General features: G+C 68.7%; 10 protein-coding genes. 2 read left to right on the top strand and 8 right to left on the bottom strand.

What is annotated here, in order from left to right; translation table 11 throughout:
- Positions 1-312: 312 nt before the first annotated feature.
- The 4 genes from ACZ54P_RS34615 to ACZ54P_RS34600 all read right to left on the bottom strand — a co-directional run bounded on the left by ACZ54P_RS34615 (position 313) and on the right by ACZ54P_RS34600 (position 4,192).
- Positions 313-843 carry a GNAT family N-acetyltransferase gene (locus ACZ54P_RS34615; protein ID WP_465465815.1) on the bottom strand — a complete coding sequence of 177 codons (531 nt, stop codon included), beginning with the start codon at positions 841-843 and terminating at the stop codon, positions 313-315.
- Between the two features lie 74 nt (positions 844-917).
- Positions 918-2,117, bottom strand: a complete 1,200-nt coding sequence (locus ACZ54P_RS34610; RefSeq protein WP_465465814.1) for an LCP family protein — start codon at positions 2,115-2,117, stop codon at positions 918-920.
- A 93-nt stretch (positions 2,118-2,210) separates the two neighbouring features.
- The gene (locus ACZ54P_RS34605; protein ID WP_465465813.1) at positions 2,211-3,473 is read right to left on the bottom strand and encodes a class I SAM-dependent methyltransferase; all 1,263 of its coding nucleotides are present in this window, start codon (positions 3,471-3,473) and stop codon (positions 2,211-2,213) included.
- 23 nt (positions 3,474-3,496) lie between these two features.
- Positions 3,497-4,192, bottom strand: coding sequence for an alpha/beta hydrolase (locus tag ACZ54P_RS34600; RefSeq protein ID WP_465465812.1), 696 nt, complete (start codon positions 4,190-4,192; stop codon positions 3,497-3,499).
- Positions 4,193-4,323: 131 nt separating this feature from the next.
- Here ACZ54P_RS34600 and ACZ54P_RS34595 point away from each other — a divergent pair, with 131 nt between their 5' ends.
- On the top strand, positions 4,324-5,052 hold the full coding sequence (locus tag ACZ54P_RS34595) for a sugar isomerase domain-containing protein (RefSeq protein WP_465465811.1): 729 nt from the start codon (positions 4,324-4,326) through the stop codon (positions 5,050-5,052).
- Between the two features lie 64 nt (positions 5,053-5,116).
- Here the strand turns inward: ACZ54P_RS34595 and ACZ54P_RS34590 are convergent, their stop codons facing one another.
- Complete coding sequence (locus ACZ54P_RS34590; RefSeq protein WP_465465810.1) at positions 5,117-6,982, bottom strand: ABC transporter ATP-binding protein; 1,866 nt, start codon at positions 6,980-6,982, stop codon at positions 5,117-5,119.
- 148 nt (positions 6,983-7,130) lie between these two features.
- On the opposite strand from ACZ54P_RS34590, the gene ACZ54P_RS34585 reads away from it, so the two are divergent.
- Positions 7,131-8,432 (top strand): glycosyltransferase 87 family protein, encoded by a 1,302-nt coding sequence (locus ACZ54P_RS34585; RefSeq protein ID WP_465465809.1) that lies wholly within the window; start codon positions 7,131-7,133, stop codon positions 8,430-8,432.
- Here ACZ54P_RS34585 and ACZ54P_RS34580 read toward each other — a convergent pair whose 3' ends face one another.
- The 3 genes from ACZ54P_RS34580 to ACZ54P_RS34570 all read right to left on the bottom strand — a co-directional run bounded on the left by ACZ54P_RS34580 (position 8,433) and on the right by ACZ54P_RS34570 (position 11,260).
- The gene (locus tag ACZ54P_RS34580) at positions 8,433-8,642 is read right to left on the bottom strand and encodes a helix-turn-helix domain-containing protein (protein ID WP_003071237.1); all 210 of its coding nucleotides are present in this window, start codon (positions 8,640-8,642) and stop codon (positions 8,433-8,435) included.
- Between the two features lie 179 nt (positions 8,643-8,821).
- Positions 8,822-10,450, bottom strand: a complete 1,629-nt coding sequence (locus ACZ54P_RS34575; RefSeq protein WP_465465808.1) for an ABC-F family ATP-binding cassette domain-containing protein — start codon at positions 10,448-10,450, stop codon at positions 8,822-8,824.
- Between the two features lie 141 nt (positions 10,451-10,591).
- Positions 10,592-11,260: an acVLRF1 family peptidyl-tRNA hydrolase gene (locus tag ACZ54P_RS34570; protein WP_465465807.1), complete on the bottom strand. Its 669-nt coding sequence runs from the start codon at positions 11,258-11,260 to the stop codon at positions 10,592-10,594.
- Positions 11,261-11,378: the final 118 nt, after the last annotated feature.

The raw sequence follows: 11,378 nt of genomic DNA, 5'->3' as shown, positions 1-11,378 counted from the left end.
AGCCACTTTCAGGACATGTGATGTCCCGAAAGTGGCTTTCGCGACACCTTTGCCTTACCCCACAATAGAACCGTCATTACCACTCACGACCCCACGCAGAACCGGACATAGAAGATCGACCGGACACGCAGTCACCCGGATATGTCTCTTGTGGACACTGAAGCCCGGGTCGGCACCCCTTTCGCAGAGGGATGGGGCAGACATGTCGTGAGGTGTGTCCCTAGTTCCACACCCCTTCGGAACTGGTCGTCACAGGGACCGGTCACCGCACACCGCACCAGCGCTCTCCCGGCACTGCCGCGATCCTGACCCTTAGGGGCGTTCGAGCCGCCAGACCCGGTGGACGCCCGTGCAGGCAGGGGCGTGCGGCGGTTCGACGGCCTCGGAGCCGGTCATCGTGAACCCCAGCCGCGCGGGCACGGCACCACTCGCGACGTTCTTCTCGTCGTGCCGGATCTCCACCTCCGGCGCGCCGAGACGGAAGGCCTCGTCGGTCAGCAACCGAGCCGCTCTGGTCGCGTACCCCCGGCCGGTGTGTCGATGGCTGAGCCAATAGCCGATCTCGATCCCGTATGGACGGGTCATCATGCCGGTGCCGCCGACGAGATCCCCGTCGGCGAGGATCGCGAAGTCGTAGCTCTCGCCTTCGGCCCAGTTCCGCGCGCTGGCTTCGAGGAACTCGGCGGCGTCCTCGTGACCATAGCCGTTGGCGGCCCAGAGCATCCAGGCACCGAGGTGCCCGGCGGAATCCCCCGCGACCGCCGCCAGGGTGCCGAGCTGCTCCGGCTGCCAGCGGCGCAGCACGATGACGTCGTCGGTGAGGGTTTCGGCGGGCGCTTCCATGAGACTCCTCTTCCATGAGACTCCTCGTGAGTGGTAATGACGGTTAGAACCGTCATTACCACTCACGAGCTCTACTAGGTGAGGATCGCGCTGTCCGGGATCACTGTGTCGTTCTTCAGCGCGTCGAACAGCAGCTTCGACTTCGTCTTGTCCCAGTTCTCCGCCGACCCGTTGGTCACCGGCACCGTCGTGGTGACCACGCCGCCCGAGGAGATCCCGCGCATGGCGAGCGCCAGTCCCACGAGGTTGTGCACGTGGTCGCCCGAGTCCATCGTCAGCGCGTCCGGCGCGGTCGACAGCAGCGGGAACAGCGAGAACGGGTTCAGCAGCGTTCCGGGGCTGCCGATCTCGCTGACCAGCGCGCCGATGAACTTCCGCTGGTTGGCGACGCGGTCGAGGTCCGAGCGCGGGGTCGCTTCACTGTGCCGCATGCGGACGAACCCGAGCGCCTGCGGGCCTTGGAGGTCCTGGCAGCCCTCGGGGATCTTGATCCCGGTGAGGGTGTCCTCCATCGGCTTCTCGACGCACATGTGGACCCCGCCGATGGCGTCGACGATCTTGGCGAATCCGCCGAACCCGATCTCGGCGTAGTGGTCGATGCGCAGGCCGGTGGCGCCTTCGACGGTCTGCGCGAGCAGCGCCGGGCCGCCGATCGAGAACGCGGCGTTGATCTTGTTCGTACCGTGGCCGGGGATCTTCACCTGCGAGTCACGCGGGAGACTCAGCAGCGTCGGCTTGGTGCTGTTGTCCGGAACGTGCGCGACCATGATGGTGTCGGTGCGCCTGCCACCGCCCGCGGCCTTGCTGTCGCCGGTGACCAGCTTCTCCTGCTCCTCGGGGGTCAGCCCGTCCCGGCTGTCGGAGCCCACGATCAGCCAGTTGGTGCCCTCGGCCGCGGCGGGGCGGCCGGCGTAGTCGGCGAGCGCGTCGACGCGGTTGATGGAGAACTCCAGGTACACCCACACGCCGGCGAGGAAGACCACGAACACGGTCAGGAGGGTGAGCAGTACCTTGCCGAAGCCCCAGCGACGACGGCGGCGCGGCGGGCGCGCCCCGCCGGCAGGGCGGCCGGGAGGAGGCCCCGGACGGCGCGGTGGCGGGCCGGCGGGGCCTTCCTCGCCCCGGTAGCCCATCGGCTTCGTCCGCTCGTCGTACGGGCTGCTCCCCCGGCCCGGCAGCGGCATCATCTGCGCCGGCTGGTGCTGCCGGGGGCGGCCGGACGGCGGCCGCTGTGGCGGCATCCGTCGCCCTCGGTCGTCGCCTCCATACGTCATGCCGAATCACCCGTCCCGATTTCGCGTGTAGGGCCAGTCAACCGCAGACCCTAAGTGAAGGACGTGCGGCACCCCGCATCGGTTGGGTGGCGTTCACCGGCCGTGGTCGGCGAAGCCGAACTGGTGGACCCTGAGATACCCCGAGCGGAACCCCGCTTCGGAGTACGCCAGGTAGAACTCCCACATCCGCTTGAAGACGTCGTCGAAACCCAGTTCGGTGATTTCGTCCCACCGCTGGATGAATCTCTCCCGCCACAGCCGAAGCGTGAGGGCGTAGTCCTGGCCGAACTCGCGGACTCCCTGCAGTTTCAGCCGGGTGTGCTCCAGCATGCCCTGTTCGACCGAGGTGGTCGACGGGATGAGGCCGCCGGGGAAGATGTACTTGTGCACCCAGGTGTACGAACGGGCCGCGGCGAGCATGCGTTCGTGGTCCATGGTGATGGCCTGGAGCCCGAAGCGGCCGCCCGGCTTCAACCGCTTCTCGATGGTCTCGAAGAAGGTGGGCCAGTACGACTCGCCGACGGCCTCGATCATCTCGACACTGACCACGGCGTCGTACTCGCCGGTGGAGTCGCGGTAATCGCACAGCCGGACGTCGACCCGGTCGGCGAAACCCGCCGCCGCGATCCGCTCGGTCGCCAGCGCGGCCTGTTCCGCCGAAATGGTCAGTGACGTCACCCGCGCCCCGCGCGCGGCCGCCCGGATCGAGAGTTCGCCCCAGCCGGTGCCGATCTCGAGCACCGTGCTGCCAGCGCGGACCCCGGCGTAGTCGAGGACGCTGTCGATCTTGCGGTGCTGGGCGGCCGTGAGGTCGTCATCCGGGCCGAACAACGCCGACGAGTACATCAGCGACGGGTCCAGGAACGCGCCGAACAGGTCGTTGGACAGGTCGTAGTGGCGGTGGATGTTCGCCCGCGACCCCTCGATGGTGTTCTCCTCGTCCGTGGGATGGCCGCGGTCGACGAACCGGCGGAACCGTTGCAGCAGCGGCGGGACGAGCGTCGCCATCCGGTCCGCGAACGGGGTCAGCACCTCGGCGAGCGCGTCGGTCGTCCAGTCGCCGACCATGTAGGCCTCGCCGAAGCCGATCTTCGCGTCCACGCCGAGGCGGTGGAAGAACGCGGCGGGGCGGTGGACGCGCATCTCGGGCGCGTCCGGACCGCCGGAGCCGAGCCGGGAACCATCGGGCATCCGCACACGGACGTTCAGCGGGCGCACCGCCTGCCGGAACAACTGCTCGGCGATCCACGCGCGGAAGGGCGAATGCGGTGGGGTGGCCAATCCCGGCCACCGCGACTCGTCGGGCACGGGCAGTCCGGACGGACCTACCACCCGGTCGAGGCTTGACGTGGACATAAAGGCGCTTCCTCCCGCCCGGTTCATACCGGGATCCGCAGCCTTTCGGAGCTAGGCCGATCCCAAGCGCCGCTCAGCGTCTCGTCGACTCCCCCGACGTCGATCAGCCCGAAGGTGAAAGCCCGCACGAGACGGTTCCAAACCCGGGACCGCCGCAGCATCGCGTGCCCTTCGCCGTCGATTTCGAATCGCACGGATCGCGAGGTCACCTTTTCGGCGCGTTCCGCGAACGCGTGCGATGCCACCGGATCGGTCATCCGGTCCTTGGTGCCGTGCGCGATGAGCACGGCGCGGCCTTCGACGGCGTCGAAGGGTTCACCCGGTGGTGTCCACGGCGCCAGCCCACAGACACCGATGACAGCCGGGTCGTCCGCGACGCGAAACGCGACCCGCCCGCCCATCGAATGGCCGACGAGGATCACCGGCACGCCAGGACGGTCGTCACGGATCCGCTCCAGGGCCCAGCGTGCGTCGGCGATCGCGTCGGTGCCCAGGTCGTTCCAGCCGTAGATCCGGTTGCGCAGAAGGCGCACCTCGACCCCGTGCGCCCGGCCCGCCCGGTGGAGGTCCTTCGCCAAGGGCACCATCCGCTGATACGCCAGCCGCCACCACGGCACGCGGGCATGGCTGTGCTCGGCACCGCCGTGCAGCACCAGCACCACGGCTTTCGCCTCGCCACGCACCCGCCAGATCCGTACCGCGGGATCAGCCTCGTTCACCCTGGGTCCCTCCAGTCTCCGAAACCCGGCCGCAGCGATCGGGTCGACCTCGATCATGACTCGATGTATTCCACTTCGGCCATTGGTCCACGCGATACATTCGTCGCTGACCTCCAGACGGAAGGGCGGATGTGGTGAGCACCACCGAACGTTATGCAGACGTCGCCGAACGGCTCGCGGAAGCCGAACGGGGTAACGCGGCGCAGATCCGGCAGGCGGCCGAGCTGGTACTGGGGGTCGTCCGGGCCGACGCGCTGGTGTTCACCGCCGGCGCGGGGCATTCGTTGGCCGCGGTCGCCGAGACCTTCTACCGCGCGGGCGGGCTCGCCTGCGTGTACCCGGTGTACCACCCCGACCTGCTCCCGCTGCACGGCGCGCAGCACAGCACCAAGACCGAGCGCCGGTCCGGCCTCGCGGAAGAGGTGCTGGCCGAGCGGGCACCGGGACCCGACGACCTGCTGGTGGTGTTCTCGACCTCGGGCGTCAACCCGTACCCGGTCGAACTGGCCGCCGGGGCACGGGCACGCGGGGCGTCGGTCATCGCGGTGAGTTCGGCCGCGTCCGTGGCCGCCGCGCCGAAGCGCGCGGCGACGACGCTGCTCGAAGAAGCTGACATCGTGCTCGACTCCCACGTCCGCCCCGGCGACTCGAGCTACCCGCCGGACGCGCCTCGGACCGCGCCACTGTCCACAGTGATCAACGCGTTCCTGTGGAACCTCGTCCTCGCCGAGGTCGTCGACCTCGGTGCGGAGCAGGGCGTCGACATCCCGCTGTGGCGCAGTTCCAACGTGGACGGTGGCGACGAGGCCAACGCCGCGCTGCTCGCCAAGTACGGTGCCCGCGTCCCCGCGCTGCGGTAGCCGGGCCGGTCAAGTCTCGTGAGTGGTAATGACGGTTAGAACCGTCATTACCACTCACGACCGGTCACGCGGCCGCGGGCTCCTCCGAGAACTGCGTCAGGTACAGCGACGCGTAGCGCCCTTTCCGGGCGAGAAGCTCCTCGTGGGTTCCCCGCTCGACGATCTCCCCGTGTTCGACGACCAGGATCTGGTCCGCCGCCCGCACCGTCGACAACCGGTGCGCGATCACCAGCGCGGTCCGCCCGTCCAGCGCGTCGGTCAGTGCCTCGCCGACGGCCGCCTCCGACTGCGAGTCCAGATGCGCCGTCGCCTCGTCGAGGACGACGACCCGTGGCTGCGCCAGCAGGAGCCGGGCGATGGTCAGCCGCTGGCGTTCCCCGCCGGAGAGCCGGTATCCCCGCTCCCCCACCACGGTCTCCAGCCCGTCCGGCAGCTCGCGGATCAGCTCGGCCAGCCGCGCGCGTTCCAGCGCCGACCAGATCTCGGCGTCGGTGACCCCGGGCCGCGCGTATTCGAGGTTCGCCCGGATCGACTCATGGAAGAGATGCCCGTCCTGGGTCACCACACCGACGGTTTCGCGCAGCGCGGCGAAACTCAGCTCACGAACGTCCACATCGGACAAACGAACCGAGCCGGCGTCGACGTCGTACAGCCGCGGCAGCAGGGAGGCGATCGTCGACTTGCCCGCGCCGGAAGAGCCGACCAAGGCCACCATCTGTCCAGGTTCGGCACGGAAGCTGATGCCGTGCAACACCTCCTCACCACCACGATGATCCAAAGTGGACACATCCTCCAGCGACGCCAGCGAGTACCGGTCCGCCGCGGGGTAGCCGAACCGGACGTCCGAGAACTCCACCGATACCGGGCCTTCCGGCAGCTCGCGCGGGGCGGGCTTCTCCTCGATCATCGGCTTGAGGTCGAGCACCTCGAAGACCCGCTCGAACGACACCAGCGCGGTCATCACGTCCACCCGGACGTTCGCCAGCGCGGTCAGCGGCGAATACAGCCTGGTCAGCAGCAACGCCAGCGCGACAACGGTGCCCGGTGCGAGCGCGCCGGTCAGCGCGAGATAGCCGCCCAGCCCGTAGACCAGTGCCTGCGCGAGCGCGGAGACGGTGGTCAGGCTGGTCAGGAACCAGCGCGTCAGCATCGCCGTGCGCACCCCGATGTCACGCACCCGCCCGGCCCGCGCGCCGAAATCGCCTGTTTCCCGCTCCGGATCGCCGAAGAGCTTCACCAGGGTCGCTCCAGGCGCGGAGAACCGTTCGGTCATCTGCGTGGTCATCGACGCGTTGAGCTGCCCGGCCTCTCGCTGCAGCGTGGCCATCCGCCTGCCGAGCCGCCGCGTCGGCAGGATGAACACCGGCAGCAGCAGCAGCGCCAGCAGGGTGACCTGCCAGGACAGGGTCATCATGACCGCCAGCGACAAGACCAGCTGGATCACGTTGGTGACCAGACCGGACAGGGTCGCGGTGAACGTGCGCTGTGCGCCGATGACGTCGTTGTTGAGCCTGCTCACCAGAGCGCCGGTGCGGGTGCGGGTGAAGAACGCGATCGGCATCCGCTGCACGTGCCGATACACCGCGACCCGCAGATCGAGGATGATCCCCTCGCCGATCCTCGACGACTGCGCCCGTTCCGCCAGTCCGAGTCCGGCGTCGACCAGCGCCAGCGCGGCGATCACCACGGCCAGCCACACCACCAGCGACACGTCGTGCCCGCCGATGATCGTGTCGACCACCTTCCCGGCCAGCACCGGCGTGCTCACCGCCAGCACCGCCGAAACGACGGTGAGCGCCAGGAATATCAGCAACCTTCGCCAGTGCGGCCTGGCGAAGCGCGCGACGCGACGGAGCGTCCCCTTGTGCAGCCCCTTCGGAACATCGGCCGACTTCATCGCCGAGTTCATCAGCGACCACGTGTTGTCCATGGGATCCTTCTCCTCGCCCCCAGTAAACCTCGACATTGGTCGAGATTTTTCGCGGATATAACCAGCACCAACACCGAAGGACACCGGATGCTTCCCGGTTTCCGCGTCCTCTTTCCGGCGGACACCGCCGCGTCGGTAGCCTGAGCCGGTGACCAAGGACCCAGACCGGCGACGACTGACCATCGACCTGGTCTTCTACACGGGCTGCCTCGTCTTCGCCGCGGTGAACACGGCTGTCGCGGAATTCTACGGCTATCGCGTGTGGGCGAACTTCGCAGTAGCAGGTTACGGCCTCGCCGTGGTCCACACCGGCTGGCTGATGGTCGCCGCCCGGCGCGGCATCCGGCCGTCCGGCGCGCTGGGCTCGCGGTGGGCGAGTATCGGCGCCATCGGCCTGTTCGCGATGATCCTTCCCTTGGGACTGCTCGTCATTCGCCGTCTGACCGGAGTGGACTGGCTGATCACGCCGAACTCCTGGGCCGCCCAGCCCGAGGTCTGGGTGATCGAACGGTCGGCGAAACTCCTGCTGGAGAACGGAACCCCGTACGTCGACGTCACCGCACTCGGCCGCGCGGCGGAAGTAAACGATTACACGCCATACGGTCCGGTGATGACCGTGTTCGGCCTGCCGCGCGCCTTACTGGGCGGCGGGCCGGTCGCCGACGCGCTCACCGACGCGCGCTGGATGTTCGCGCTGGCCGCCGTCGCGTGCGTATTGCTGACGTTGCGGCTGCTGAAGTGGCCGAAAGTCCCGGTGAGCGCCGCACAACTCGCGCTCGCCTGCCCGCTGACCGCGCTGACCTGGGCCGTCGCCGGACCGGATCTGGCCATCGTCGGCCTGCTCATCCTCTCGTTCGCACTGGCCTCGACCGGCCGCGCGTTCGCTTCGGGTCTGGTGCTGGCCTTGGTGATCAGCGCGAAACTCATCGTCGCGCCCGCCGCGGTCGTGGTGGGTGTCCTGCTGCTCACGCGGCGTGGTCCTCGCGCACTGGGCGGGTTCGCCGCGGCACTCGTGGTGACGACACTCGTCCTGCACTTACCGGTGTATCTCGTGGACCCGAAGGCGTTCGTCGAGCACGTCTTCCGGTTCCCGCTGGGAATGGGCGTGATCAAGTCACCGGCGGCGAGCCCGTTGCCCGGTCATCTCATCGCCTCGCTCGGCCCCGTCGGCACGGCGTTTTCCTTCGCCCTGCTCGGGATCGCGGCCGTCGCCATCCTGATCTGGCTGGTCCGCCGTCCCCCCACGACCGGTTCGGACGCGCTTTTGCGCACCGCCGTCGGGATCGGCGCGCTGATCCTGCTCACTCCGGCGACGAGGTACGGCTACCTGGTGTATCCGCTGGTCCTGCTCGGTGCCAGGCTGGCCTTCCTCGGCGGCGAATCCGACGAAACAGCGGTCCCGGGGAAGGGAACTGCGCCCCCCGCGCAGCAGTCCGCTACTTCTTCGTGACTACTTCTTCTTGACCCTGGTGGCACCGCCACGACCACGCAGCTGGACGCCGGACTCCGAGAGGACCCGGTGCACGAACCCGTACGAGCGGCCCGTGGACTCCGCGAGAGCGCGGATGCTCGAGCCCTTCTCGTATTTCTTCTTCAGGTCAGCGGCCAGCTTGTCACGCGTGTTGCCGGTGATCCGCGCGCCTTTCTTGAGATCAGCCACGTCGATCGCCTTCCCGCCGAGAGTGTTCTGGGCCACATTAGGCGCCCCTGTCGCCGCAATGATCGAACACTGAGCGCCGGAATGCCAGACGACGAGCGCAAAACTGCTGAAACCGCGATCACATTGGGCCATTTCAGTGGCCGGATGGCATCGATCAAGCACCCGAACGGACGCAGGCCTCACGCAAGCTGGACAAGTTCCAGATAATCGGCGGACCAATGGTCCTCGGTTCCGTCCGGCAGCAGGATCACGCGTTCCGGCTCCAGCGCCTCGACCGCGCCAGGGTCGTGCGTCACCAGGACGACGGCTCCGGCGAAGCTGCGGAGCGCGTCCAGGACCTGGGCACGACTGGCCGGGTCCAGGTTGTTCGTCGGCTCGTCGAGCAGCAAAACGTTGGCAGCGCTGGACACCAGCCCGGCGAGGGCGAGCCTCGTCTTCTCACCGCCGGAGAGCGTGCCGGCAGGCTGGTCGAGTTGCTCGCCGGTGAACAGGAACGACCCGAGGAGGTTGCGCAACTCCTGTGCGCCCGTACCCGGCGCGAGTCGCCGGATATTTTCCCACACGGACGCATCATGGTCGAGCGTTTCGTGTTCCTGTGCGTAATAGCCCAAACGCAATCCGTGACCCGGAATGGTCTTGCCGGTATCCGGAGTTTCCATTCCGCCGAGCAGCCGGAGCAAAGTCGTCTTTCCGGCGCCGTTGAATCCGAGTACGACGACCTTCGAACCGCGATCGATCGCGAGGTCGACGCCGGTGAAGATCTCGAGCGAACCGTAGGACTTCGAGAGCCCCTCCGCGGTGAGCGGGGTCCGGCCGCACGGGGCGGGCTCCGGGAACTTGATCCGGGCCACCTTGTCGGCTTGGCGGGTCTCGTCGAGCGAGGCGAGCATCTGCTCGGCGCGGCGCGCCATGTTCTTGGCGGCCACCGCCTTCGTCGCCTTGGCGCCGAGTTTCGCGGCCTGCTGCTGCAGCGCGGACGCCTTCTTCTCGGCGTTGGCGCGCTCGCGGCGGCGGCGCTTCTCGTCGGTGGCGCGCGCGTCGAGATAGCGCTGCCAGCCCATGTTGTACAGGTCGAGCTCGCCGCGGGTCGCGTCGAGGAACCACACCTTGTTGACGACGTCGGCGAGCAGTTCGACGTCGTGGCTGATCACCACGAGGCCGCCGTCGTGCTGCTTCAGGAATCCGCGCAGCCAGTTGATGGAGTCGGCGTCGAGGTGGTTGGTGGGCTCGTCGAGCAGCAGAATCGTCTCGGATTTGCCACCGGCGCCCGCCTCGGCGGCGGCGAACAGGATCCGGGCCAGCTCCACGCGGCGGCGCTGACCACCGGAGAGCGTCTGCAGCGTCTGCTCCAGCACACGGTCGGCGAGACCGAGGTTGGAGCAGATCCGGGCCGCTTCACTTTCGGCGGCGTAGCCACCGAGGGAGGCGAACCGCTCTTCGAGACGGCTGTAGCGGTTCACCGCCTTGTCGCGTTCCTTGTCGTCCGCCAGCTCCGACATCGCGGTCTGCGCCTTTTCCATGTTGCGCAGCAAGGCGTCGAGTCCGCGCGCGGAGAGCACGCGGTCCTTCGCGGTGACGGACAGGTCGCCCTCGCGCGGATCCTGCGGCAGGTAGCCGAGCTCGCCGCTGCGGCGGACCTCGCCCGCGTACGGCTCGCCCTCCCCCGCCAGCACCTTGAGCGAGGTGGTCTTGCCGGCGCCGTTACGGCCGACCAGGCCGATGCGGTCGCCCTGCTGGATGCGGACGTTGGTGTCGTCGAGCAGGATGCGCGAACCAGCGCGCAGCTGCAGGCCAGAGGCCGTGATCACGGGAACTCCCGGTAAAAGGGGTGGATGAGTGGACAGCTTCGACTCGCCGGCCGACGGCCGGCGAGGAGCTACTCCAAGAGGATGTCCACGCGATCAGTGTACGGGCCGATGTCGACCGGTTTTATCCGACCGTGCCCGACGTCACGGCTCGTGCAGGGTGATCTCGACCGCGATGGCGCGTTCGGCGGCGGCGTCGAGCACCGCACGGCGCGGTTCGGCGATGTCGAGGACGCGCGGCTCCGCACGGGCGAACAGCGGCGCCAACCGTCGGTCCTCGCGCAGTGTTTCCAATGCCCGGCCGTCCCCTCCGAGCACGACAGCGTCCACTTCGGATAGTCGTGGTACGAGGACTTCGAACGCGTCCTCGGCGGCGGAACGGAGCGCGGTGCGCGCCTGCCCTTCCCGGCGCCGCGCGAACCGCTGTTGCGACCAGCCGCCTGCCGCGGACCGGCCTTGGACGAGGTGCCGGTCGGTCCTGGACCGGACGATCACTCCCCCGCGCGCGATCCCGACGCTGTGCCCGCCGCGACGCACCAGCAGGAGCGCGATCCTTCGCGGGATCAGCGCGTGCTCGACGAGCGGGCCGACGGCGAGACCGGCCGCGATTCCTTCGGTGTTCAGCGGTCCGAAGGGGACGGTCGCGACGGCGACGACGCCGTTCTCCGCGGTGACCGTGACGGTGTCCGGCGTGCTTTCCGTCGACCGAATGCCGTCGTTACGGACGGCGAAGCGGGCGTACCAGCCTTCGAGCCGGTCCGGGGCGACCTCGACCGCCCGGCCACCGCCCGCCACCTGCCGCTCCTTCGCCATGTGCTCAAGGTACGGGGCCCCGGCTGGGTCGTGGGGGGGGAGTTGTGTTTTCGCCCACATCGCCCCCCCCGACCCCCCTTCCCCCCGCCTTCTCCCACGCCCCCCCCCCCCACACACG

The organism is Amycolatopsis sp. NPDC034160, from assembly GCF_055575355.1.
The sequence above is the reverse complement of the archived record's forward strand: the minus strand, read 5'-3'. Positions and strand labels throughout refer to the sequence as shown.